The 24,122-nt window shown below is 75.9% G+C and carries 23 protein-coding genes; 10 read left to right on the top strand and 13 right to left on the bottom strand.

Annotated elements, in window-relative coordinates; translation table 11 throughout:
- Positions 1-50: 50 nt before the first annotated feature.
- From CP982_RS31890 to CP982_RS41900, 3 genes are read left to right on the top strand one after another with little or no spacing between them, the layout of a single operon-like run.
- A complete protein-coding gene (locus CP982_RS31890; protein ID WP_150513607.1) occupies positions 51-1,571 on the top strand; it encodes a hypothetical protein in 1,521 nt (506 codons plus the stop codon).
- On the top strand, positions 1,568-2,050 hold the full coding sequence (locus CP982_RS31885) for a hypothetical protein (RefSeq protein WP_229878637.1): 483 nt from the start codon (positions 1,568-1,570) through the stop codon (positions 2,048-2,050). The genes CP982_RS31890 and CP982_RS31885 overlap by 4 nt, the downstream gene beginning before the upstream one ends.
- 3 nt (positions 2,051-2,053) lie before the next feature.
- Complete coding sequence (locus CP982_RS41900; protein ID WP_170316522.1) at positions 2,054-4,141, top strand: hypothetical protein; 2,088 nt, start codon at positions 2,054-2,056, stop codon at positions 4,139-4,141.
- On the opposite strand, the gene CP982_RS31875 is transcribed toward CP982_RS41900, so the two are convergent.
- The 4 genes from CP982_RS31875 to CP982_RS31860 form a co-directional block, all read right to left on the bottom strand.
- A complete protein-coding gene (locus tag CP982_RS31875) occupies positions 4,131-5,483 on the bottom strand; it encodes a protein kinase domain-containing protein (protein WP_150513606.1) in 1,353 nt (450 codons plus the stop codon). The genes CP982_RS41900 and CP982_RS31875 overlap by 11 nt on opposite strands.
- A gap of 18 nt (positions 5,484-5,501) precedes the next feature.
- Positions 5,502-6,410: a protein phosphatase 2C domain-containing protein gene (locus CP982_RS31870; RefSeq protein ID WP_170316521.1), complete on the bottom strand. Its 909-nt coding sequence runs from the start codon at positions 6,408-6,410 to the stop codon at positions 5,502-5,504.
- A complete protein-coding gene (locus CP982_RS31865; protein WP_150515814.1) occupies positions 6,407-7,066 on the bottom strand; it encodes a vWA domain-containing protein in 660 nt (219 codons plus the stop codon). The genes CP982_RS31870 and CP982_RS31865 overlap by 4 nt, the downstream gene beginning before the upstream one ends.
- A 145-nt stretch (positions 7,067-7,211) precedes the next feature.
- Positions 7,212-9,611 (bottom strand): GTPase-associated protein 1-related protein, encoded by a 2,400-nt coding sequence (locus CP982_RS31860; protein ID WP_150513604.1) that lies wholly within the window; start codon positions 9,609-9,611, stop codon positions 7,212-7,214.
- Between the two features lie 157 nt (positions 9,612-9,768).
- Here CP982_RS31860 and CP982_RS31855 point away from each other — a divergent pair, with 157 nt between their 5' ends.
- Both CP982_RS31855 and CP982_RS31850 read left to right on the top strand, forming a co-directional pair.
- Positions 9,769-10,578 (top strand): alpha/beta fold hydrolase, encoded by an 810-nt coding sequence (locus tag CP982_RS31855; protein ID WP_150513603.1) that lies wholly within the window; start codon positions 9,769-9,771, stop codon positions 10,576-10,578.
- A 71-nt stretch (positions 10,579-10,649) separates the two neighbouring features.
- Complete coding sequence (locus tag CP982_RS31850; RefSeq protein WP_150515813.1) at positions 10,650-11,903, top strand: cytochrome P450; 1,254 nt, start codon at positions 10,650-10,652, stop codon at positions 11,901-11,903.
- Between the two features lie 59 nt (positions 11,904-11,962).
- On the opposite strand, the gene CP982_RS31845 is transcribed toward CP982_RS31850, so the two are convergent.
- The 5 genes from CP982_RS31845 to CP982_RS31825 form a co-directional block, all read right to left on the bottom strand.
- Positions 11,963-12,505 (bottom strand): hypothetical protein, encoded by a 543-nt coding sequence (locus CP982_RS31845; protein ID WP_229878639.1) that lies wholly within the window; start codon positions 12,503-12,505, stop codon positions 11,963-11,965.
- A gap of 24 nt (positions 12,506-12,529) precedes the next feature.
- The gene (msrB, locus tag CP982_RS31840; protein WP_150513602.1) at positions 12,530-12,937 is read right to left on the bottom strand and encodes a peptide-methionine (R)-S-oxide reductase MsrB; all 408 of its coding nucleotides are present in this window, start codon (positions 12,935-12,937) and stop codon (positions 12,530-12,532) included.
- A 50-nt stretch (positions 12,938-12,987) separates the two neighbouring features.
- Positions 12,988-14,385: a UDP-N-acetylmuramate--L-alanine ligase gene (gene murC / locus CP982_RS31835; RefSeq protein WP_150513601.1), complete on the bottom strand. Its 1,398-nt coding sequence runs from the start codon at positions 14,383-14,385 to the stop codon at positions 12,988-12,990.
- A 107-nt stretch (positions 14,386-14,492) separates the two neighbouring features.
- Positions 14,493-14,966: an indole-3-glycerol phosphate synthase gene (locus CP982_RS31830; protein ID WP_150513600.1), complete on the bottom strand. Its 474-nt coding sequence runs from the start codon at positions 14,964-14,966 to the stop codon at positions 14,493-14,495.
- Positions 14,967-15,099: 133 nt separating this feature from the next.
- Positions 15,100-15,885: a pyrimidine reductase family protein gene (locus tag CP982_RS31825; RefSeq protein WP_372503445.1), complete on the bottom strand. Its 786-nt coding sequence runs from the start codon at positions 15,883-15,885 to the stop codon at positions 15,100-15,102.
- A gap of 46 nt (positions 15,886-15,931) precedes the next feature.
- Between CP982_RS31825 and zapE the strand changes: the two genes are divergently transcribed.
- A complete protein-coding gene (zapE, locus tag CP982_RS31820; protein ID WP_184925316.1) occupies positions 15,932-17,026 on the top strand; it encodes a cell division protein ZapE in 1,095 nt (364 codons plus the stop codon).
- A 56-nt stretch (positions 17,027-17,082) separates the two neighbouring features.
- Positions 17,083-18,465 (top strand): alkaline phosphatase PhoX, encoded by a 1,383-nt coding sequence (locus CP982_RS31815; RefSeq protein WP_150513597.1) that lies wholly within the window; start codon positions 17,083-17,085, stop codon positions 18,463-18,465.
- 28 nt (positions 18,466-18,493) lie between these two features.
- Here CP982_RS31815 and CP982_RS31810 read toward each other — a convergent pair whose 3' ends face one another.
- Positions 18,494-19,636 carry a methyltransferase gene (locus CP982_RS31810; RefSeq protein WP_372503528.1) on the bottom strand — a complete coding sequence of 381 codons (1,143 nt, stop codon included), beginning with the start codon at positions 19,634-19,636 and terminating at the stop codon, positions 18,494-18,496.
- Between the two features lie 165 nt (positions 19,637-19,801).
- Between CP982_RS31810 and CP982_RS31805 the strand changes: the two genes are divergently transcribed.
- Positions 19,802-20,662, top strand: a complete 861-nt coding sequence (locus tag CP982_RS31805) for a polysaccharide deacetylase family protein (RefSeq protein ID WP_229878648.1) — start codon at positions 19,802-19,804, stop codon at positions 20,660-20,662.
- A gap of 10 nt (positions 20,663-20,672) precedes the next feature.
- Positions 20,673-20,885 carry a hypothetical protein gene (locus CP982_RS31800; protein WP_150513596.1) on the top strand — a complete coding sequence of 71 codons (213 nt, stop codon included), beginning with the start codon at positions 20,673-20,675 and terminating at the stop codon, positions 20,883-20,885.
- 11 nt (positions 20,886-20,896) lie between these two features.
- Here CP982_RS31800 and CP982_RS42710 read toward each other — a convergent pair whose 3' ends face one another.
- Both CP982_RS42710 and CP982_RS42705 read right to left on the bottom strand, forming a co-directional pair.
- Entirely contained in the window at positions 20,897-21,568 is a 672-nt protein-coding gene (locus CP982_RS42710; protein WP_229878650.1) for an ABC transporter, read from the bottom strand.
- On the bottom strand, positions 21,565-22,455 hold the full coding sequence (locus CP982_RS42705) for an ABC transporter ATP-binding protein (protein ID WP_229878658.1): 891 nt from the start codon (positions 22,453-22,455) through the stop codon (positions 21,565-21,567). The genes CP982_RS42710 and CP982_RS42705 overlap by 4 nt, the downstream gene beginning before the upstream one ends.
- Before the next feature lie 60 nt (positions 22,456-22,515).
- Here CP982_RS42705 and CP982_RS31790 point away from each other — a divergent pair, with 60 nt between their 5' ends.
- Entirely contained in the window at positions 22,516-23,235 is a 720-nt protein-coding gene (locus tag CP982_RS31790) for a peptidyl-tRNA hydrolase (RefSeq protein WP_150513595.1), read from the top strand.
- Between the two features lie 279 nt (positions 23,236-23,514).
- Here CP982_RS31790 and CP982_RS31785 read toward each other — a convergent pair whose 3' ends face one another.
- The gene (locus CP982_RS31785; RefSeq protein ID WP_229878659.1) at positions 23,515-23,985 is read right to left on the bottom strand and encodes a hypothetical protein; all 471 of its coding nucleotides are present in this window, start codon (positions 23,983-23,985) and stop codon (positions 23,515-23,517) included.
- Between the last annotated feature and the right edge of the window lie 137 nt (positions 23,986-24,122).

The raw sequence follows: 24,122 nt of genomic DNA, 5'->3' as shown, positions 1-24,122 counted from the left end.
GGCGAGGCGCTCGATGGTCACGCACCGGTCCCGAGACAGGGAGTACGCGCTTGACGCCCGCACAGCTGCTGAACAAGCAGGAGCTCATCAAGCAACTTCAGGACCTGGCGGGAAACCCGGCGCTCGGCCCGCGCGCCGCCGAACTCGGCGCCCTGGCCCACGACGTGCAGCACGACAAGCGCCTGGACCGCTGGTCCGAGCTGGACCTGGTGCACGCCTACGTCCGCCCGGAGAGCGTCACCGCGCGCGGCGGCGGCAGACCCTCGGCGCGGCGCGACGGGCTCCTGGAGGCCGCGCTCGGCGCGCTGGTGTTCGTGCCGCTCCTGGTGACCTGGTTCGGCCTGCGCGAGGCGGTGCACGCGTACGGGGAACTGAGCAAGGTGGACCGCAAGGAGGCCACGCGGCCGTTCCTCCAGCTGTGGCAGTCGGGCTTCGGCGGCCATCTGTCGCCCCTTGGCCGGTTCGAGAACGTGGCCCTGATGGCGGTCGTCCTGATCGCCCTGCTCGTCCTGCTGTCCGTGGTGCACGCACGCGTGCGCGCGCGGGCCGAGCGGGAGGAGGACGCCCAGGAGGCGGAGCGCGAGCGGCTCCTGGCGGACCTCGCGGCCGTCCTGACCCGCCTCCAGATGCTGCTCGTCCCCTACCGCAGCGCCTCGCCGAAGCAGTTCACCTCCCAGCTCACGCAGGCCGCACAGGAGATGCGCTCGCTCGCCGCCGAGGCCGACAAGAACCACAAGGCGCTCGTCGCCGCCACCGGCTCGGTGACCGACGCGACGACGTCCCTCCAGGAGGCGGCGGGCAAGCTCACCGCCGAGGTGCCGAAGCTCGGCGCGGCCGCCGACCGCATCGAGACGGCGGTGCGCGAGGGGCAGCAGGCCGCCGCCCGGACGAGCAGTGCCGGTGCCGCCGCGGCACGGCAGCTCGGTGACCAGGTCAAGACGGTGGGCGCGCACATCGAGACCTCGCTGCGCTCGCTCGTCACCGCCCAGCAGGACCTCGTCACCAAGACGGAGTCGGTGGCCCAGGCCACCGAGCAGGCCTGCGCGGCCCTGGTGACCAGCACGGGCCGCACGAACGACGCGGTCGACGGCATGCGCGAGGCCACCGAGCGCTGGGACGCCGCCGCCGCGCACTGGCAGGACGCGGCCGCCCGGGTGGACTCGGGCGTGCGCTCCTTCGCGACGGCGGGGGCATCTTCGCGGAACGGGGCGGAAGCACACCCCCGCGCCGCGGCCGATGCCTACAGGACCGTGTCCACTCCGTACGCGGCGACGGTGCCGTCGCCGCCGCCCTGGGCCGGCGCGAACGGCTCCCCGGCGTCCGTGCCGTACGCGCCCGCGCCTCCTCCGGCGGGTGGGGACCCGGGCCCCGCCGCGCCGCCGCCGGGGCGGGCCCCGGACCCCGCCCCGTACCCGACGAGCGAGCCGGACGTCCAGGACGACCCCGCCCTGAGCGGCGGCGCCCACCGCGATCCCGCCGGGCCCGCCGAGGACGACGTGCGCTCCGACCGCACCACGGCCCTGCGTCCGCCGCCGCGGCGCCCGTCGGCGCGCCCCGGGGACGAGACGTGACCCCGCGGCGACGGCAGCGCGGGACCCGGGTCGCCGGGGTCGTGCTAGCGGGCTGGCTCTTCGCCGACCTGCTGCTCGTCCTCGCCCTGGTGTCGATGGCCGACCGGCCCGACCCGCTCGCCGCGCGCCCCGAGCCGTCCGGCAGCGCGGACGCCCCGGCGGAGCGGAAGCCCGCGGGACCGCCGTCGGTGGCGCGCGAGCCGGAGGAGTTCACGGTCAAGGGCGCCGACAAGGGCTCGCTCGTGCGGCAGATCGGCCGCGAGACCCGCCGGTGGGAGGGGCGCAGGGCCGCGCTGGTGCTGACCTTCGGCGGCGGCCCCGGCGGCACGGAGTACGCCCACCTCGTCAACTCGCAGCTCGGCAGGGGCCGTCCGGGGATGTTCAGCGGCAAGACCGCCACCGACGACTTCCACGACCTGAGCGCCGCCCCGTCGACGGCTGTGGTCCGCGTGTACTTCTTCACGGCGTCCGGAGGCTGACGGGTGGCGCAGAGCTGGCGGCCCGGCGTCCGGGCCACGGACACCGGCACGCTGCCGCCGCTGCCCGCCCTGCCCCAGTTCCCCGGCATGCGCGGCTACGCCGAACTCCGCGCCGCCATCCGCGACCTGGGGTTCCCGCACGCCGCGGGCCTGCTGCGCGAACCGGCCCGGCGACAGGCGGCGTCCGGTGTCTTCGGCACCCTGCCGCAGGCCGAGACGGACGACGGCTTCCGGGTCCTGGACGGCCTGTGGTTCCCCGGCCGCGGCGGTCTGTGGCAGCGCGTGGACGTGCCGTACGTGCGCCGGGCACAGGACGCCTGGCGGACGTCCGCCGACCCGCGCGCGCTCACCGCCGCGGCCGTCGTGGACACCCTGGAGACCCTGGTCCGCGACGACCCGATGGGCCTGCGCCGGGTGGTCCTGTGGGAGCTGTGCTGCCTGCTCAAGGACCGCGGACCGGAGCCGGGGCCCGCGGCGGGCGCCGCGACCACCGCCGACGACGTGGCCGCGCTCGGCGTGCACCGCAGCGAGGCCCGGCTGCTCGCCGCCGCCGTCGACGCCGGATTCCCCGCCGACGGGCCGGTGCGCCGGGCCGCCGAGGCCGTCAACGACATCTGGCCGGGGCGCCGCCTCCGCGCCGCCGAGCGCGTCGCCGAACCGCTGCCGCGGGCGCCGCACGACCACGTCCTCGCCCGCCTGCTGGGCTCGCTGCGGGCCCGCTCCACCGCCGTGGCCCGGCTCGCCGCGCGGGCGGGCGCCCTGGAGGCGCGCGGCGACTGGCGCGGCGCCGCCACCGCCTGGCTCGGCGCGCTGCGGCAGGCCGAGGACGCCCCGGAGACCCGCACGGGCCTGCTGCGCGCCGCCACCGGCCTGGCCGACGCCACCGCCGTGCCCGGCCGGGCACCGACCACGGTGGCCGTCGACGACCAGCGCGTGCGCCTGACCTGGCGGCCGCCGCGGGCCGCCGCCTCCGTGACGTACCAGGTGCTGCGCTTCCCGGACGGCGCGCCGGAGCGGGCCACCGAACTCGGCGGCGTCACCGGGGGTTTGACCACCGCGGACGCCCGGGCTCCGCTGGGGCGGTCCCTGCGCTACGCGGTCGTGCCGCTGCGCGGCGGCCGCGTCGCCGGGGTACCGCTCGTCACCGCCCCGGTCCTGATCGCGCCGGACGCCACCGGCCTGACGGCCGTGCCCGTGCCCGACGGAGTACGGCTCCGCTGGCGCCCCCACCCGGCCGCGACCGCCGTCCGCGTGCGGCGCTCGACGGACGGCGGCGCCCCGCGCACGGTCCGGACGAGCGAGCCCGATCGCCTTCTGGACGTGCCGCTGCCGGTGGGGACGCACGTGTACGAGGTCACCTGCGGCTATCCCGGCGGCGGCCCCGACGGCGGCACCGCCTGGTCGCCGGGGACGCGCGTCACCGCCCGGGTCGAGGAGTGGCCCGCGCCGGTCACGGAGCTGACGGCACACCGCGCCGGGGACCGGGTGCGGCTCGCCTGGAGCGCCCCGGAGCGGGGCGAGAGCACCCTGGTGGCGTGGACCGCGGGCCCGGTCGCGCCGGGCGCCGACGTGTCGGCGCGGTTCGCGGCCCTCGGCCAAGGGCCGCTCCCCGCGCGGGAGCTGGAGGTGACGGCGGAGCCCGGGCGGCGCCTCCGCCTCACCGCGGTGAGCGCGCTCGGCGAGCGCGCGGTGGCCGGACCGAGCGTGGTCGTCGAACATGCGCGGCCCGTCGGCGAGGTGACGGTACGCCGGACCGGCGCGGGGCGGGCCGAGGTCCGCTTCCGCTGGCCCGAGCCCGCCGTGCTCGCGCGCGTGGCGTGGGACGACGGGGTGCGCGGCGAGGAGCGGAGCGTGGCCCGCAGCACGCACCGGGCCGCGGGCGGATCGGTCACGGTCGACGTGCCGGACGCGGCGTGCGCCGTGACGGTCACGCCGCTGCCGCGCCCGGACGCCGTGGCCGTCCCCGCCGCGCCCGGCCGGGCCGCCCTGTCCGCCGCGCCACCGCCACCGCCGCCCGCGCCGCCCGCCCCCGTGCCGTGGTGGCGCCGCTGGCTGCGACGCCGCCCGGCCGGGGCGGGGGCTAGTCCTTGACCTCGGCCTCGGCGCCGCCCCCGAACTCCAGGAGCAGCCCCGGCTGGAGGCCGATCGTGCGGCCCGGTTCCACGTCCAGGACCGTGCCGTCCTGCTTGCGGGCCGTCCATGTGGCGCGGGTGCGGTTGGTGAGGCCGAACCGGCCGCGCTGCTGGGGGTGTTCGGTGACCTCGCCGACGACGGCCCTGAAGTCGTGGCGCTCCGGGTCGCCGTCCAGGTGGTGGGCGTAGAGGCGGGCGCTCGGGTCGAGGCGGATGCCGCGCCGGGTGCGCAGCGTGGTGCCCGTGGCGGTGACCAGTTCGAGGCGCGGCGGCAGTTGAAGCGGCTTGCCGCACTTCCAGCAGTCCGGCGGCGCGCCGTCCGGCTGGGTGAGGTTCTGCTTGCCGCACACGCGGCACTGCGTGATGGCGTCGAGGACCTGGCTGAGGGCGTCCCGCCACTGGCTCTCGCGCACCCGCCGCGCCGGGCTGCGAAGGCCGGCCGTGAACGTCTGCACGAACAGGTCCCGCAGGATCTGCGGCAGGGCCGCCCAGGTGGCGATGACGGTCGGCTGCTCCCCCACCACGGGGCGGTTGCGGGTGTCCTTGGGGTCGTACACGAACACCGCGTCGGTGCCGTACAGCTTGCGCTTGGCGGACTCGCCCATGCAGTGGATGCGCATGGCGAGCGCGCCGTTGAAGGGGTGGTCGTTCATCAGGAGCAGGAACAGGAGCACCGCGAGCGAGTGCAGGTCGGTCTGGGTGCCGGGCTGCGCGCCCTTGTCGCCGCGGACCAGCTCCGGCGCCATGAAGTCCATGGTCCCCGCGACCCCGGCGAGGGCGCCCTCCACGACGGCGTTGTCGTTGTCGCACACCAGGACGTCGCCGGTGCGCGGGTCGAAGAAGATGTTGCCCCAGTTGATGTCCCGGTAGGCGATGCCCTTGGAGTGCAGCGCGCGGTAGGCCTCGACGGTGTGCAGGGCGACCGTCACCAGGGTGCGCATGGTGGCGTCCTTGACGGACGGGTCGCGGCGGAACAGGGCGGGCAGGTCCTGGAAGCGGGCCGGGCGCACGTCCATGAGGTAGCCGAAGCCGGGTTCCCGGCCGTCCGGGTCCATCACGATGGACTGCGGCCACAGGAAGCGATCGTCGTCCCACCCCTTCTCGATGAGCCCTTCCAGGATGTGTCTCTGGCGGGCGTCGGCGAGCTGCGGGTAGTACCACTTCACGGCGCGGTCGCCGGTGGCCGTCGTGACGCGGTACACCTCGCCCTGGCCGCCGGAGCCGAAGAGCTCCGCGACCGTGACGCGCTCCCCCGACTCGGCCACCAGCTTCTTCCCGCGGGCGAGCATGCCGTTGCTCATGCTGGGGTCCCCGTTCCTTCACTCATGCGGTTCGTGTCCTCCTGTGGCGTCACTCGTGTCGTACCGGGCGCCGAACGCCCCGACGAGGGTCGTGTCGTCGCCCGAGTACTTCGCGGCCCGCGCCAGCCAGTCACCGAGCTGCCCCTGCACCGCCGCCACGCCCTGCCCCGCGGCCCGCTCGCGCACGCCGGTGGCGAAGTCCAGGAAGCCCTGGTGGTCGGCGAAGCTCTTCGACAGGCCGTCGGTGGAGAGCAGCACGGCGGGCGGCGGGCCGCCGGTGATGGGCTGCCAGTGCGTACGGGTCTTGCGCCAGGGCTCCGGTTCGCACAGCGAGTCGGTCTCGTCGCCCATGTCCGGGCCGCTGGACAGCGGGGTGTGCGGCACGCCGCCGTCGTCCACGAGGACGATGTCACCGTCACCCAACTGCCAGCACATCAGCGTGTGTTCGGTCAGTACGGCGCCGAGCAGCGTACTGCCGTACGCGGCCAGGTCCGGGGTGCCCCGGCCGCGCGCCCGCCGGTGGGCGGCGGCGCGCTGGGCGGGGGACGCCCCCCGCGCGGGAGCGCTGCTGTCGTGGAACCGCGCGCGCCGGTGCCAGCGGTGCCCGACCGCCTGCGGCAGGAGCCGGGCCTCGGCCCGCAGCTCCGGCCAGCCCGCGGCGTCCGCGCCGACCCGCACCGCCTCGTGCGCGAAGGCCTCCGCGCACGCCGTGAACTCCTCCACGGCCCAGCGGGCGCCCAGGTCGCTGCGGAAGTGCGCGGCGGAGCCGTGTCCGTCGGCGACGGTGAGGACGACGGCGCGCCCGTCCGCGGTCGCCCGGGCGGCCCAGCGGTCCTGGCTGTACTTCTTGCCGACGCCCTTGACCCCGCCGGTGAGCAGCGCCCAGCGGACGTCCGCGCCGCGGTCTGTCCCCTGCTCTGCGGTCACCAGATGTCGGCTTCGCCCTCGACCTTGGTCAGCGGCGGGCCAAGGGGCGTCGCGGGCTTGGCGTCCTCGACCTTGGGCGTCGAGGCGTCCTTGACGACCGCCGTGGACATCCAGCGGATGGCGGCGGCGAGCTGGCGCGGGTTCTTGGCCTGCAGCGGCTCCAGCTCGGGGTTGGCGAGGAACTCCTTGAGCATGCTCTTGTCCGCGTCGTCGCCGATCGCCACGGCGACGCGCACGGCCCGCTTGCCCCAGGGCGTGCCGTCGATGGCGCGCAGGCCCGCCCGCCAGTCGTCGGTGGGCTGCCCGTCGGAGGCGAGCGCGAGCACCGGCGGCAGCGCGCGCTGCGGCATGGGCGGCGTCTGCAGCGCGCCCGCGGCGAGCTTGAAGGCGGCGCCCATGTCCGTGCCGCCGTACGTGTGCACGTCCTCCCAGGAGAAGCTGGAGACCGGGGTCGGCTCGCTGACGTGCCAGCTCGCGCCGCTGGCGAAGGAGATGGCGCGGACGAGCAGCGACGCGGCGGGGTTGGAGTCGGCGGCCTGCTGCATCTCCGGGATGGCCTCGCGGATGGCGAAGTTCAGCTGGCCGATCTTGCCGTTGACGCTCATGGAGCCCGAGCAGTCGAGCAACCAGATGAAGTGGACGGGGCGGCTGGCCATGGAGCCGCCGGGGAAGTTGTCGACGATCTCGGTGGTGTCACTGCTGTGGTCGGCTTGGTTCACGCTGGCCCTCTCCAGGGGGATCCGTCGGTACGTAGGGACGCCGGGGCGCGGGTCGCCGGTTTCGCCCCGGCGTGCGCGGCCGTCAGCGGGCGCGGAAGCTGTTGCGCCAGGCGTTCCACTCCCGGACGCGGTCGAGGCCGCCCTGGCGCTTGGCCATGACGTCGGCCACGTCGGAGAGCTGCCGGTCGTCCAGGCGGGCCGCGACGGGCCCCAGGATCTCGTCGAGCAGCTCGGCGGCGACGCGCTGCCAGTCGTGGCTGATGCCGCGGCGCTCGCGCCTGCGCCACACGTAGTAGTAGGCGGCGACCTCGGCGGGCCGCAGCGGGAGTTCGCGCTCCAGTTGGCTCCTGCGGCCCTCGTCGAGCATGAACGCCCGGTAGGGGTCGAGGAGTTCGGGCCCGGCGGCGACCAGCTGGTCGAACGCGGGCGGGCGGGCCAGCTGGTCCGCGTCCGCGTGCGCCAGGGCGCGGGCGACGAGCCGGAACACGCCGCGCCGCACGGTGACGTCGAGGGGGCTCGCGTCGACGCGGAGGGCCTCGAAGCGCCTGAGGCCCTGGGGCAGGGCCTTGCGGCCGTCGGCAAGGTCCTGGGCGAGGACGAGCAGTTCGGCGGTGGCGCGGTGCCCCCGGGAGAGCTGCTTCTCGTGCAGCAGTCCGGCGGCGAAGCCGACGAGTTCCCTGTCCACCCCGTCCGGCGCGGCGAGCAGGCCCGTCATCCGCAGGCCGTACCCGGCGCCGACGAGCAGCCGCACCGTGCAGGTGTGGGCCACCCACGACAGCTCGCCCGGGGCGGGGCAGGAGCTGCCCCAGACCAGCCACCACATCTGCTTCAGCGTCTCGGCGTCGGTGACCCGGCGGCGCGGCAGGACCTCGGTGAGCTTCGCGAACAGCTCCATGCCGCGCAGGCCCCCGCCGCCCGCCCGCCAGCGGGCGGCGGCCTCGGCCAGGCGCAGGGGCAGCGGCGCGTCCTCGTGGAGGTTGCGGCGCAGCCAGTCGCCGTACGGCGAGTCGGCGAGCTCCACGAGCAGGTCGAGGCGGCGGCTGTGGGTGGCGTCGGCGAGCCGACGAAGGACGCGGCGGGTCAGCGCTTCGCTGCCGACGTCGTCCAGGACCCGTACGGCCGGTGCGCGGTCGATCCCGGTGGGGTCGCGCAGGGCGCGGGCGAGCCGGTCGACGGCGTCGCCGAGGCCGCGCCCGTCGTCGGCGCCGACGGCCAGGGCCAGGCGCAGCGGCTCGGCCCAGGTGTCGACGGGGTCGCGCAGGGCGCGCCGCAGCGCCTCGTCGGCGTCGCCTCCGTACTCGCCGCGCAGGGCCCGCCCGGCCGCGGCGCTGAGGGGCAACTCGGCGCAGACGGCGCTCAGTTCGCCGGGCAGGTCCGCGGGGCGTACGGCGCCGAGCCGGTGCCGGGCGAGCGCGAGTACGAGGGGGGCCGCGGCGGCGGGGTCGTGGGCGTGCAGGTCGTGGCAGACGGCGAGCAGTTCGCCGGGGGCGGCGGCGCCGTCGGTCACGGCCGCGACGAGGGTGTCGACGGCCGCCCGCAGCGAGTCGCCGTCGAGGCCGGTCAGCTCGCGCCCGGTGAGGAGTCCGGCGCGCAGCAGGTGCGGGACGAGGGGCCCGGCAGCGAAGGGGTCGCCGTCGGCGGCGCCGGTCGTGGGCAGCGGCTCCCCGGCGAGCCAGAGGCGGGCCGTCCAGGTGGCCCAGGTGTCGGCGCGGGGCGGGCTGCCGGGCCCGCCGAGGCCGTCGTGGACGCGGTAGAGGTGGTCCAGGACGGTGGGGTCGTCGCGGTCGAAGTCGGCGTCGGGCCCGATGCCGACGATGTGCTGCGGGGCGCGCCCCGGCTCCGCGGCGCCGGTGGTGAAGGTCAGGGCCGGCACGTACGCGGCGGGCAGCGAGGCGCAGGCGAGCGCGATCCAGCGGGCGACGGCGTCGGGTCTCTCCTCGGCGACGACGAGCTGCCGCCCCGCCGGGTCGTCGAAGAGGCGGCGCACGTCGGCGAGGAAGGGGGCGACGCGAGGTTCGTGGGCGCGGGCGAAGGCGACGAGACCGGCGTGGCGGACGGCGGCCTCGCCGGGGCCGACGGCGACGGGCGCGTCCCGCGGCGACAGCGCGGGTAAGCGGTCCGCCCCCGCTTCCCACCAGGTGATCGGCCACTCCTCGGCGAACCGGGCCGTCGTGTCGGCCTCGGTCAGGTGGTAGGCCGCCACGCCGCCGTCGGCGGCCGTGGTGCACAGCAGGCTGCCGCCGTCCGGCAGCCTGCTGTAACTGAGGCCGGGTCCGTCGCCCGAGTGGCCGCGGCTGCGGGTGTGCCCGGCGCCGATGGCCAGTTCGGCCCACTCCCGGAGCTGTCCCTGGTCCTCGCGTCCGCTCCCGTCGGCGGGCACCGACAGGGCCGACGAGGGCGCGGACGCGGGGACGGGGATCAGTCGGAGGGCCCCGGTGACCGGCTCCTCGTCGAACCGGTAGCTGAGGCGGCGGATGGCCATGCCACATTCTGACCACCCGGGGGCGCCCCTCGCAGGCGGACGGCCAACTTCCCGCCACCGGGGGGAAATCCGGCCGCGCCGGGGCCGCGGGGAACGGCCCGCGCGGGGCCGGGCCGCGCTCTTGCGCGGCCCGGGATTCGCGGCCATCGTGACGGGCGTGACCTCCTTCACGCTGCCTCATGACCTGGTGGGCGAAGGCCCGCACAAAGTGATCGCCGTGCACGGCTGGTTCGCCGACCGGTCGGCGTACGCGCCGGTCCTCGCCGACCTGGACACGGGCGCCTTCGCGTGCGCCGTGGTGGACCTGCGCGGCTACGGCGAGGCGCTGGACGTGCCCGGGGCGTTCACGACGGCCGAGGCCGCCGCCGACGTCGTGGCGCTCGCGGACCACCTCGGCTGGGAGCGGTTCTCGGTGGTCGGGCACTCGATGGGCGGCGGCGTGGCGCAGCACGTCCTGGCCGACGCGCCGGAGCGGGTGCGCAGGATCGTGGGGATCACGCCGGTGCCCGCGTCGGGCGTCGCGATGCCGCCGGAGCAGCGGGAGCTGTTCGAGTCGGCCGGGCACGCGGCGGACAGCCGCCGGGCGATCATCGACGTCACGACGGGCGGCAGGCGCCCCGCCGCGTGGCTGCGCCGCATGGTGGACCGGTCCTTCGCGTGCAGCGACGCCAAGGCGTTCCGCGCCTGGCTCGACTCGTGGGCGGGCAACGACTTCGAGGACCGCGTGGCGGGTTCACCGGTGCCCGCGCTCGCCGTGGCCGGGGCCCTGGACCCGGCCCTGTCTGCGGACCTCATGCGGCGGACCTGGCTGTCCGCCTTCCCCAACGGCGAGCTGGTGGAGCTGCCGGGCGCGGGCCACTACCCCATGGACGAGACGCCGCTCGACCTGATCCGCGTGGTGGAGGACTTCCTGCGGGCGGACGACGGCACGGCGGAGACGGGCGGCGCCGGGACCGGCGGCGCGTGACCCCCGATCCGCCCGCCGCACGCGAGCGGCCCCGCGTCGGGGCCGCGAACGAGGCCGAGGCCGAGAACGAAATCGAGGCCGAGGTCCCGGACGTCTTCGACCCGCGTCTGTACGCGCGCGCCGTGCCGTACGACCGCTACCGCGTCCTGCGCGACCACCACCCGGTGGCCTGGCAGGACGAGCCGGCCGTGCTCGGCTGGCCCGCGGGCCCCGGCTTCTGGGCGGTGTCGCGGCACGCGGACGTGACGGCGGTGCTCAAGGACGCGAGCGCGTACTCCTCGCACCTGGGCGCCACCCAGATCCGCGACCCGGACCCCGACGACCTGCCGTTCATCCGCCGCATGATGCTCAACCAGGACCCTCCCGGCCACGGCGGGCTCCGCCGTGTGGTCAGCCGGGCGTTCACACCGCGCCGGGTGGCGCGGTTCGAGGACCTCGCCCGGCGGCGGGCGCGCTCGCTGCTCGCCGACGCCGTGGCCGGGGCCCGTACGGGGGACGGCGACTGCGACGTCGTCGCGACCGTCACCGACGACTACGCGCTCCTCAACCTCGCGGACCTGCTCGGCGTGCCCGCGTCCGACCGGGGCCTGCTCCTGGACTGGACGCGGCGCGTCATCGGCTACCAGGACCCGGACGAGGCGGGCGCCCCGGTCGTCGGCGCGGACGGGCGGCCGGTGAACCCGCGCTCCCCGGCCCTGCTGCGCGACATGTTCGCGTACGCCGGCGAACTCGCGGCGCACAAGCGGCGGCACCCGGGCGACGACGTCCTCACCACGCTCGCCACCACGCCCGAAGTGACCGCGCCCGAGCTGGAGATGTGCTTCTTCCTGCTCACGGTCGCGGGCAACGACACCGTGCGCGGCGCGGCGCCCGGCGGGCTCCTCGCGCTCGCCGAGCACCCGGACGAGCAGCGCCGGCTGCGCTCGGGCGGGGCCCCGATGGCCACGGCGGTGGAGGAACTGCTGCGCTGGCACCCGCCGGTGCTGAGCTTCCGCCGCACCGCCGCGCGCGACACCGAGCTGGCCGGACGGCGGATCCGGCGCGGCGACAAGGTGGTCGTCCTGCACGCCGCCGCCAACCGCGACGAGCGCGCCTTCGCCGACCCCGACCGGCTCGACCTGACGCGGGCGCCGAACCCGCACGTGTCGTTCGGCGACGGCCCGCACGTCTGCCTGGGCGCGCACTTCGCCCGGCTGCAACTGACCGTCCTGTACGAGGAGTCGCTCGCCGCCACGTCCGGAATCGGCCTGGCCGCGCCGCCCGCCCGCCTTGTCTCGCACTTCATCAACGGCCTCAAGTCGCTGCGCCTGACGCTCGTCGGCTGACGGCTCGCCGTCGCGGGCGTCCACCGCCCCGTGCCGCGCGGTGGCGTTCTCCTGAGGTCTCAGCCCCGCCCGGCCACGGTCCCGGGCGGCACCTCGGCGGCGCGCGCCCCGTCGCCGGGGGCGAGCCGGTCGGCGTAGCCCCCTTGCGTCCACACCAGCTTCTTGAACTGCTCGGGGGTCAGGGCGCCCCGCCAGGGGGTGCCCCGGGGGCAGAACACCGTGTCGCAGCCGGGGCAGTGGCGCGCCGCCTTCCAGTACGGGTCGGCCCGCGCCGCCCCCACCCGTACGGCGAGCCGTCCGCGCAGGTCGCCGCGGACGACGGCGGACGTGACGACGGCGACCACCGCCGTGAGGGCGAGGGCGCCGATCACGTAGAGCGGTTTGCCCTGGTCCCGGCCCATGGCGGCCCAGCCGAGCGTGAGGGCGACCAGGAGCGCGCCCTCGGCGGCGTGCAGCAGCGCCTCGCGGGCGGGCAGCGGCGCCCTCGCCAGGCGCCGGCGCAGGCCCCTGCCGACGGCGGCGTCGTCCACCGCGACGGTCCGGGGCGCGCCGCACCCGGGGCAGGTCACGTCGGCAGACCGCGAGGCTCCGGCAGGCGACATGCCCGCCACGCTACCGGCGGCCGGTCAGCCCTCGTCGGGAGTCAGCCGCAGTGAGATGGAGTTGATGCAGTAGCGCTGGTCCGTCGGGGTCGGGTAGCCCTCGCCCTCGAAGACGTGGCCGAGGTGGGAGCCGCAGCGGGCGCAGCGGACCTCCGTGCGGACCATTCCGTGCGAGGTGTCCGAGAGCAGCTCCACGGCGTCGCTGTCCTTGGGGTCGAAGAAGCTCGGCCAGCCGCAGTGGGACTCGAACTTCTCGCCGGAGGTGAACAGCTCCGCGCCGCACGCCCGGCAGGAGTAGACACCCTTGGTCCTGGTGTCCGTGTACTCGCCCCGGAAGGCGGGCTCGGTGCCCGCCTGGCGCAGGACGGCGTACTCCGCGGGGGTCAGCTCCGCACGCCACTGCTCGTCGGGCTTCTCGACGTCGTACGACATGGAACGCATCCCCTTACGTGTTGCGTGAGTACGCGATGTACGCGGTGGCCCTACCGGGCCAGCTGGTCCAGGATCCGCGGGCCGAGGTCCGTGACGTCGCCCGCTCCCATGGTGAGAACGAGATCACCGGGGCGCGCCATTCCCGCGATCAGCTCCGGCGCGCTCTCCTTGTCCTGCGCGGCCCGTACGTCGGCGCCCGCAGCACGGGCGGCTTCGATGATGAGCGTGCTGGTCACGCCGGGGATCGGGTCCTCGCGCGCGGGGTAGATGTCGAGGACGACGGAGGCGTCGGCGAGCGCCAGGGCCTCGCCCATCTCGCGGCCCAGCTCCTGGGTGCGGGAGAACAGGTGCGGCTGGAAGAGGACGAGCAGGCGGGCGTCCGCCGCCGCGCCGCGCATCGCCTCCAGGTCGGCGGTCATCTCCGTCGGGTGGTGCGCGTAGCTGTCGATGACCTGGACGCCGCGCGCCTCGCCCTTGAGCTGGAGGCGGCGCTTGACGCCGGTGTAGGCGGCCAGGGCCGGGGCCAGCTCCGCGGCGGGGATGCCGAGGGCGACGCCCGCGGCGAGCGCGGCGACCGCGTTGTGCGCGTAGTGGCGCCCCGGCACGGACACGGCGAAGCGCAGCTCGGTGCCGTCGAGGAGGACGGTGACCTCGCTCTTGAGGCCCTGGGGGGTCACGTCGGTGATCCGCACGTCGGCGTCGGCGGACTCGCCGTAGGTGACGATCCGCAGGTCCGTGCCGCGCTTGGCGAGGCGCCGGGTCAGCTCCCGCGCACCGTCGTGGTCGGCGGCGACGACCAGCGTGCCACCGGGGACGATCTTGTCAGCGAACGTCTCGAAGGACTCGTAGATCTCGTCCATGGAGGCGTAGTTGGCGTGGTGGTCCAACTCCACGTTCAGGACGATGGCGACCTCGGGCGCGTACTTGTGGAAGCTGCGGTCGCTTTCATCCGCCTCGGCGACGAAGATCTCGCCGGTGCCGTGGTCCGCGTTGGAGCCCGGGGCGTCCAGGTCGCCGCCGATGGCGTACGAGGGGTGCAGGCCGAGCGCGGACAGGCTCACGGCCAGCATGGACGTGGTGGTGGTCTTGCCGTGCGTGCCCGCGACGGCGAGCGGGCGCAGGCCCTCCATCAGCGCGGCGAGCGCGTCCGAGCGGTGCACGACCGGGATGCCGAGCTCCGCGGCGCGGGCCAGCTCCGGGTTGTCGGCGCGGATCGCCGAGGAGACGACGACGCAGCTGGCATCGTCCGCCAGGTGCTCCGCCGCGTGCCCGATGTGCACCGTCGCGCCGAGTTCGCGCAGGGCCGCCGCGGTCGCGGAGTCCCGGGCGTCACTGCCCGCGACGCGGGCGCCGCGCTGGGCGAGGATCTTCGCGATGCCCGACATTCCGGCGCCGCCGATGCCGATGAAGTGCGGTCGGGGCATGGCGGAGGGGAGGCCGGGTGCCATCTTCTCTCCCGAGAGGTGTGACGGTGACATGAGCGTCTCCACCCTATCCGTCCCACCGGGGACGCACCGGTCGCGCCCGCGCCCGCCCCCGCTCGCCCGCTCCTCGCCTACTTCTCGCTGTGCGAGAAGAGCTTCAGGACCGGTACGCCGACCTTGTGCCGGGCCCGGGACGCCCAGTCGCGGTGGAAGAACTCCTCCACGTAGTGGGGGTCGGTGAGGACGATGACCTCGTCGGCCCCGGACGCGTCGACGAGCTCGCGCAGGGCGTCGAGGGGGTGGTCCTCGATGAGCTTGCCCTCGGCCGCGCTGCCCGCCGCCCGCAGGGCGGTGAGGGACACCTGGAGGGCCTGCTCGCCGGGGCCGACGGCCTCGTCGCCCTCCGGCACGCTCCCCTCGCGCACGGCCTCGTCGAGCTCGCCGAGCGCCACGTCGTCGATCGCCCGCAGCAGCCGGTCCGCCTGGTCCCCGCGCGGCTGCAGGAGCACGTGGAAGGTGACCGGCTCGTCGCCGTGCAAGGTCGTGACGAACTCCACGTCGGCGGACGTCAGGGCCTTCTCGATCATCAATACGCTTGTGAACACGACAGGCGCCCTTCTCCTCCGTGGGCCGTGGACAAGGCCCCTGCGGAAACCATCCTGCCCCGCCCCGAGGCGGGGGCTGCGCACTTTAGTGTGCCCCGCCGAAGCGAAACGGAACGGGGGATTCCGCTGATTCTCAGGACCGACGGTATCGGGTGAAGAGGAACCCGGCCTCTTCCAGTACGGACGCCAGCGCGAACCGCTCGGGCACCGCCGCGCCGGGCCCCACCGCGATCCGCTGCGCCTCGCCCGCGGTGAGCATCGGGGACACCGTCAGACACAGCTCGTCGAGCACGCCCGCCGCCACGAACTGGCCGAGGAGGCGCGGCCCGCCCTCGGTGAGCAGCCGCGCGAACCCCCGCTCGGCGAGCTCCGCGACCACCCGGGCGGGCTCCGCCCCCGCCCCCTCGCCGGCGAGCACGACCTCCGCCCCCGCCTTGCGCGCGGCCTCCACCCGGTCCGCGGGCGCCGCGGCCCCGGTCACCAGGAGCGTCGGCGTCAGCGGCGCGGTGAACAGCGGCAGGGTGAAATCCAGCTCCAGGCTCGCGCTGAGCACGACGACGGCGGGCGCGGGCGGCTGCCCCGCGGCGGCGCGCCGGGCGGCGAAGGCCTCGCGCGCGCGGGCCGGGCGGTAACCCTCCTGGCGTACCGTCTCGGCCCCGACCACGACGGCGTCCGCGAGGCCCCGGAGGGCGCCGAAGATCCGCATGTCGGCGGCGCCGGAGATGGCCTGGGAGCGGCCGTCGTGCTGGGCCGCGCCGTCGAGCGTGGAGACCATGTTGGCGCGCAGCCAGGGGCCCTCCCGGTCCGGATAGGCGTAGGCCTCGGCCAGCTCGTCGAGGGTCCACTCGCGATCGACGGAAGAACCCGGCATTCCGGCGGTTTCGGATGTCTGATCGGTCACAGGGAACAGGCGTCGCATGCCCGGCAGTCTTACACGGCTCCTACGCGGCCTAGAGTGGATAGACGTGTCAGCCTCCACCGCCGCCTCCGGGCAGAGCCCCATACCCGAAGCGGGCCCCCTCTCCCTGTGCGCCCGCGAGCCGCACGTGCCCGCGGACCGCCTCGTCGCCGAGATGGTGCCGCCGCCGCGCTTCGACTCGGTCCGCTTCGATACGTACATTCCGGACCCGAAGCAGCCGAGCCAGACCGAGGCCGTCGGGGTCCTGAGTGCCTTCGCGGGCGGGCTCGGCGGGGCCCACGCGAGCGGCTCGGGCAAGCGGAGGTGGTTCGGGCGGGCCAAGCAGGCCGCGCCCTCCGGTCCGCGCGGGGTCTATCTGGACGGCGGCTACGGCGTCGGCAAGACCCATCTGCTCGCGTCCCTGTGGCACGCCACCCCCGCGGAGCCGTCGCTGAAGGCGTTCGGCACGTTCGTGGAGCTGACGAACCTGGTCGGCGCGCTCGGCTTCCAGCAGACGGTCAAGACCCTCAGCGGGCACCGGCTGCTGTGCATCGACGAGTTCGAGCTGGACGACCCGGGCGACACGGTCCTGGTGTCCTCGCTGCTCCGCAAGCTCGTCGAGGCGGGCGTCGCGCTCGCCGCGACCTCCAACACCCTTCCGGGCAAGCTGGGCGAGGGCCGCTTCGCCGCGGTCGACTTCCTGCGCGAGATCCAGGGCCTGTCCGCGCACTTCAGGACGTTGCGCATCGACGGCGACGACTACCGCCACCGCGGTCTGCCCGAGGCCCCGGCCCCGTACACCGACGAGGAGGTCACCAAGGCCGCGTACGCGACGGCGGGCGCGAGCCTGGACGACTTCCCGCAGCTGCTCGACCACCTGGCACGCGTCCACCCGAGCCGGTACGGCGCCCTCACCGACGACCTCACGGCGGTCTGCCTCACCGACGTCACGCCGGTGCCCGACCAGTCGACGGCGCTGCGCCTGGTGGTGCTCGCCGACCGGCTCTACGACCGCGAGGTGCCGGTGCTCGCCTCCGGCGTCCCCTTCGACCAGCTGTTCGGCGAGGACATGCTCAACGGCGGGTACCGAAAGAAGTACTTCCGGGCGATTTCGCGGCTGACGGCGCTCGCGCGCGACGCCAAGGGGCTCGTTAACGGCTGAGACGCGTGGTACACACAAACGGGTCATGTCCTGTCCGCCAGCAGGAGGTTGCCCGCATGTCCGAAACACGACCCAGCGCGACCAGACGTCAAGTGCTCGCCCGCACCGGAGCGTTGGGGGCCTCGATCGCCTTCACCGGCGCCCTCTCGGAGCTCTTCGCGGGCACGGCCACCGCGGCCGCCCAGGGCAGGGCGGGCTACGGCCCGCTCGTGCCCGACCCGAACGGACTCCTCGACCTGCCCGAGGGCTTCCGCTACAAGGTCCTCTCCCGCGAGGGCGACCCGCTGCGCTCCGGCGAGGGCAAGGTGCCCAGCAACCACGACGGCATGGCCGCCTTCCGCGGCCGCCGCGGCGGCGTCCACCTGGTGCGCAACCACGAGAACCGCGTCACCGCGAAGATCGGCGTGCCGACCGTCGACGGGCTGACGTACGACCCGGCCGCGAAGGGCGGCTGTACGGCGCTCGCGCTCGACCGCGACGACGACGTGCTCGGCGAGCGCGTCGCCATCGCGGGCACCGCCGTCAACTGCGCGGGCGGCCCGACCCCCTGGGGCACCTGGCTGACCTGCGAGGAGACCGAGGACAAGGCCGGGACGAACGGCTACACCAAGGACCACGGCTTCATCTTCGAGGTCGACCCGGTCGACCCGCGCCGCACCGGGGCGATCCCGCTGACGGCCATGGGCCGCTTCCAGCACGAGGCGATCGCGGTCGACCCGTGGCGCGGTGTGGTGTACGAGACCGAGGACGCCTTCCAGAAGCCGTTCGGCCTGTTCTACCGCTTCCTGCCGGACCGGCCGGGGGGCGGCAGGGGCTCGCTGCGCGCGGGCGGCCGCCTCCAGGCGATGCGCGTGCCCGGCCTGCCCGACCTGTCGGCCGTCCAGGAGACCGGCGCGTCCTTCCGCGGGGTCGAGTGGGTCGACGTGCCCGACCCGCTCGCGGTGTCCACGCCCATCCGCAACCAGGACTTCGGCCCGAAGGGCATCACGCACGCGCAGAAGCTCGAAGGCTGCTACTGGGGCGGCCGCTGCGTGTACTTCGTGTCCAGCTACGCGCGCAGAACGGAGGGTTCGGCGGGCGACCACTACGGCCAGGTGTGGCGCTACGACCCGGCGCGCCGCTGCCTCACGCTCGTGATCGTCTTCGGCCCGGACACCGACGTCCAGCTCCCCGGCGAGTCCCCCGACAACATCTGTCTGACGCCGAGCGGCGGCCTCATGGTGTGCGAGGACGGCGGCGGCACCCAGCACGTGTACGGCGTGACGCGCGGCGGCCGGGTGTACGCGATGGCCCGCAACGCGAAGAACATCGGCACCCCGCAGGACCCCGAGTGGGGCGAGTTCGCGGGCGTCACCTTCTCGCCCGACCACCGCACGATGTACGTGAACTGCTACACGCCCGGGACGACGTTCGCCGTGACGGGTCCCTGGCACGGCTAGCGCTTCGCTGGAGCCGCCGGGGTGGGCTCTAGGCCGGGGCGAGCCGCCACAGGGAGGTGACCTCGGCGGCGCGGGCCGTGTGCAGCGGGTCGCCCGGGTCCGACGCGCGCGGGTGCCGGGGCCTCGCGTCGTGCCGGTCCACGACGCGGAGCCCGGCCGTGCCGAAGGCGTCCAGGAGCTCCTGGCGGGTCCTCAGGCCCAGGTGCTCGGCCAGGTCGGAGATGATCAGCCAGCCCTCGCCGGCCGGCTCCAGGTGGTCGGCGAGCCCGGCCAGGAACGCCTTCAGCATCGCGCTGTCCGGGTCGTACACGCCCTGCTCCACGGCGGAGGTGGGGCGGGCCGGGAGCCAGGGCGGATTGCACACGACGAGCGCGGCGCGGCCCGGCGGGTACAGGGCGCCGTCGTCGACGACCTCGACCCGGCCGGTGAGGCCGAGCCGCGCCACGTTGTCCCGGGCGCAGGCGAGGGCGCGCGGGCTGCTGTCGGTGGCGACGACCCGGCCGAGGCCGCGGTGGGCGAGGACGGCGGCGAGCACGCCGGTGCCGGTGCCGAGGTCGAAGGCGGTACCGGTCGTGAGCCGTGCGGGCGCGGGCAGCGGGGCCTCGGCCACCAGGTCCACGTACTCGCCCCGGATCGGTGAGAACACCCCGTAGTGCGGGTGGATCCGGCCGCCGGCGGCGGGCATCTCCACGCCCTTCTTGCGCCACTCGTGGGCGCCGATCACGCCGAGCAGCTCGCGCAGCGAGACGACCGTGCGCCCCTGGGCCGGGCCGTACGCCTGCGCGCACGCCTCGCGCACGTCCGGGGCGCGGCGCAGGTCAAGGGCGTGGTCCTCCTCCAGGACCACGAGGAGCATGCCGAGGACCCGGGCGCGGTGGCCACGGGCCTGGCGGTGCCGGTGGAACGTCTCCGCGGGGGTCGACCCCGGCTTCGGGGCGAGCCGGTCGAGACGCCGCCCCAGGGCCTTCAGGAGCTGGCGCGCGCCCTGGTAGTCACCGCGCCACAGCAGCGCGGTGCCCTCGCAGGCCAGGCGGTAGGCCTTGTCGGCCTTCATCCGGTCGTCCGCGACGATCACCCGCTTGGGGGCGGGCAGGCCGCTCTCGGAGTGCCAGCGGGCGGCCCCGGCCTCCCCCGTGGGCTCGGTCCAGCCGATGCCGGGCAGGTCAGGCACCTCAGACAGCAAGGCTTCGTCAACTCCTCGGGATCCCCTGGGCGCCGATGGGCGCCCCCAGGACGATGACACACCGTGCCCACCAGGCCAAACGGCCCCACGACGACACCGCTGCACCGATGCCGCCTGCCCGATTTACCGCTTGTATGCGGATACCGTCCCCGTGTGATCACTCGTACTTCGACGTGGACCTCCCTCCTCACGCTCCTCGCCCTCGGCGCCGCCCTCACGGCTTGCGGCACCGCGCCCGAAGCCCCCGCGTCCGCCCCCAGGCCCGACCGGCCCGCCGCCCCCGCCGGGCGGAACGCCCCGCCCACCCTCGCGCCGGGCCCGCAGGGTCTGACCCCGGTGTTCAGCAAGGCGCCCGCCCGGCGGGAGCGGCCCGCCGTGGCCCTCACCTTCGACGCCGACATGACCGCCGACCAGGGCCCCCGGGCCACCTCGGGCGAGCGGTTCGACAACCCCGCCCTGGTGGCGACGCTGCGCCGCCTCAAGGTCCCCGCGACGTTCTTCATGACGGGCCGCTGGGCCGAGGAGTACCCGGCCCAGGCCCGGGACATCGGCCGTGACCCGCTCTTCGAGGTGGCCAACCACTCCTACAGCCACTACGCCTTCACGGCGGACTGCTACGGCCTGCCCACGCTGCCGCGCGAGCGCATGCGCGCCGACGTGGAGCGCGCGTTCGCCGCCTTCCGGCGGGCGGGCGTCACCCGGACCGTGCCGTACTTCCGCTTCCCCGGCGGCTGCTACGACCGGGCCGCGCTGCGCGCCCTGGCCCCGGGCGGCGTCACGGCGGTGCAGTGGGACGTGGTGAGCGGCGACGCCTTCGCGACGGACCCGGACGCGGTGGCGCGCCAGGTCCTGCGGGAGGTGCGCCCCGGCTCGGTCGTCGTCATGCACTGCACGCGCAGCGCGGCCCCGGCCACCGAGCGCGCGCTGCGCCGCATCGTGCCCGAGCTCCGCGAGCGCGGCTTCCGCCTGGTCAAGGTGTCGGAGCAGATCGATGCCGCCCGCGCCCGGAACTAGGCTGGTGGGCATGGCGGACGACAACGGCACCGACACCGGCGGCGGGTACTGCGCCCCCGGCACCGCACCCGCGGGGGACGGCCCGGCGACGGCCGACGGCCCCCCGTTCGCCGAGTGCGTGCTGTGCCGGGAGCCCACGGAGTACCCGGAGTCGTACAAGGGCATCACGCTGTGCCCGGTCTGCGCGTGGCAGGAGGCGCAGCGCACGGCCTGCTCCGGCTGACGGCCCCGGGCTCACTCCCGGCGGGCGCAGAGGCCGCACGCGAGGGCCACCGCCGCCGCGGCGAGGGCGAGGGCCGCCGCGACCGCGCCCACCGGCACCGGCACCACGCCCTCGCGCGAACCGCGCGTGAGGTCGGTGAGCACCGACTTGGCGGGCGAGCCCGTGGTCACCAGGGCCAGCAGGCCGACGAGCAGCAGGGCCGGGACCGCCCGGCCCGGCGCGCGCAGCAGCGGCCTGCTGGTGAGGGCGCCGACGGCCGTGCCGAGCAGGGCGCTGACCAGCATCGCGAGCAGCCCCGCAGCGGCGGCGGGGCCGCGCGCCACGGCGGTCTGGTGGTCGGTGCTCGCCGCGTCGCTGATGACGGCGACGGCCGCGGCGGCCGCCGCCCCGAGGGCGCTCGCCGCCAGGAAGGCGGTGAGCAGCGCGGCGAGGTGCGCGCGCCCGGGCCCCGCGGCCGCCGCGGTGCAACCGCGCGCCGCCGGTGGTTCGTTGGTGACGCAGATCCGTACGAGCCAGGCCGTCACGGGCAGCAGGGCCGCCGCCGCGTAGGCGAGCGAGTCGAGCACGGGCTGGCCGCCCTGGACGCCGACGGCGAGGAACACCGCGTAGAGGATGACCGGCGCGAGCCAGCGCTGGGAGCGCAGCAGCAGGGCGGTCTGGTACCGCAGCAGGGCCGTCGTCATCGCCGCTCCTCCGCCGCGCGTACGCCGACGACGTGCCAGGGCGGGCTCGCCGTCAGGAGTTCCCGCAGCACCAGGTCCGACTGCGGCGCCGCGACGAGGAGGCGCCGGGTGTCCGCATCCGGGCCCGGCTCGGCCGTCCCCGGCAGGCCGGGGGGAAGGCGTGCGCCGAGCGGGCCGCGCACCTCGATGACCACGGTGGGGCCCGCGGCCGCCGGGGCCGGAGCGGTCTGCTCCGTACGGCGGCGCACGCCCGTGCCGGAGATCTCGTACGTCTCGTCGGCGAGCCCCGCGAGCCGTCGCGGGTCGTGGTCGACGAAGACGACGGCGCCGCCGGTGGCGGTGTGTTCGGCGACGGCGCGGTCGAGGACGTCGCGGGCGGCGGCGTCCAGGCCCGTCCACGCCTCGTCGAGGACGAGCAGGCCCGGTTCGGCGAGCAGGGCCTGGGCGACGGCGACCTTCTGGCTGCTGCCCTTGGACAGTTCGGGCAGGGGCGTGCGCGCGTGGGCACCGGCGCCGAAGCGGTCGAGCCACTCGTGGGCGCGCCGGGCCGCGGCCGCGCCGGTCAGGCCGTGCACGCGGCCCATGTGCGTGAGGTAGTCGGCCGCGGTGAACGGCAGGGCGGCCGGGAAGCGTTCGGGGACGTAGGCGGTGCGCGGGCGGCCGTGGACGCGGCCCTCGGTCGGGGCGTCGATGCGGGCGAGGAGCCGCAGGAGCGTCGACTTGCCGGTGCCGTTCGCGCCCTGGACGCGGGTCAGGGCCCCGGCGCGCACGCCGAGGCCGACCTCGCGCAGCACCCAGGGGCCGCGCAGGCCGTAGCGGCGTCCGGCGTCGTGCAGTCGTATCGCGGCGTCGGCGGGGTCGCTGCCGCTGTCTCCCGTGCGTCCCATGCGGCTCATCCTCGCGCACCGGCCCCGGGGGGTGTCCGGCGTCCCTGGCAGACTGGTTCGGTGAGCGCTTACGAACCCCAGATCGACAGCCCCTTCCGTGCCGAGCCGACCGCGCGCGACGAGGCGCCGCAGTACGTGCTGCCCCTGGTGGCCCGCATCGAGAAGGCGGCTCCCCCGGCGCGTACGGACGCCCTGGAGACGGCGGCGCGCGCGGTCCTGACGATCCTCAGCGACGAGCGCTCCCTCGGCGACGGCGCGTGGGCGACGGCCGTGCGGGACTGGCAGGACGCCCGCATCCGCAAGGTGGTGCGCAGGGCGCGGGGCGCGGAGTGGCGCCGCGCGGAAGCCCTCGACGGCATCACGGTGGCGGGCGGGGCGGCCGAGGTCCGCGTCTATCCGCCGGTCCCCCTCGACGGCTGGCCCAAGGACCTGGCCCGTCTCCAGGTGTCGGGCACGGACCTGGAGGACCCGGAGCCGCCGGTGGCCCCGGAGCCGGGCACGCCGGTGCTCTGGCTGAGCCCCGAGGTGACGATGTCGGCGGGCAAGGCGATGGCGCAGGCGGGCCACGGCGCGCAGCTCGCCTGGTGGGACCTGACGGCGGCGGACCGGACGGCGTGGCGGGACGCCGGTTTCCCCCTGGCGGTACGGACCGCGCCCGCGTCCCGCTGGCGGGAGTTGACCCTCAGCGGCCTGCCGGTGGTACGGGACGCGGGCTACACGGAGATCGCCCCCGGCTCCTGCACGGTGGTCGCCGACCACCCCGCCCTACGGACCCCCTGACCGACGCGACGAACTCGCCCCGGCCCACGCCCCGACTGCCCGGTGCCGCGGCGCTCACGCGCGACACCACGACCCGCCGCTTCCCGGAGAGGGACACGGGCCTGGCCCGGCCGCCGAGGCCCGGGAGGTACGGGTGGGCGGGCGGGAAACCACCGCCGCGGCAGCGGCGGCACCACCCACCCAGCCGCACCACTCCACGCCGGGCCCGGCCGGGTGTGCGCCGCGGCGTCGGCCACCCCGCGCGGCGGGGCACCTCGCCGGGCGGCGGGCCCCGCCGGGCTACCTCGGGCCGTCGTCGCCCTCGTACGCCGACAGCGCCGCCTGGCGCTTCTCGCAGAGGACGCGCATCGCGTCGTCGTCCACGCGGTCGTGCGCGAGGGCGATGGCCGCCTCGTCCTGCACGGCCGCCCAGGCCTTGCGGGCACGCTTGTTGGCGACGCGACGGGTGTCGCTGCGCAGGAAGCCCGCCCCGGCGGCGAGGCCCGCGGAGAACAGCGCGAGGAAGGCCGCGGGCACCCGGGCGTCCGCCGTGGCGAGGCCCGCAGCACCGGAGACCCCGGCGAGCAGGGCGGCGGGGAAGCCGAGGACGACGTCGACCACCGCCCACCACAGCGCCCTGCGGTCCGCGAGCCGCACCCGCAGCGTCGCCTCGTCGCGCAGCCGCACGGCCTCGGCGCGCAGGGGGCACTCCGGCCCCCGCGGGCCCCTGGCACGGAGTGTGGCACTGGGTTCGCCGGGCGTGTCGGCCATGCGTCAAATTCCAGCCGCCCGGCCCGGATCCGTACGAGTGCGGCCAGGTACGAAAGACCCGGGCCGCGCTTGTGGAGTTCCCACATGCGCCGGGGCCCGCGCCGGTGACACTCCAGGGCGGCGGGTGACTCCCGTCA

It is taken from the genome of Streptomyces spectabilis, from assembly GCF_008704795.1.
Lineage (GTDB): Bacteria > Actinomycetota > Actinomycetes > Streptomycetales > Streptomycetaceae > Streptomyces > Streptomyces spectabilis.
Note: the sequence above shows the minus strand (reverse complement) of the source record. Positions and strands in the feature narration are given on the sequence as shown.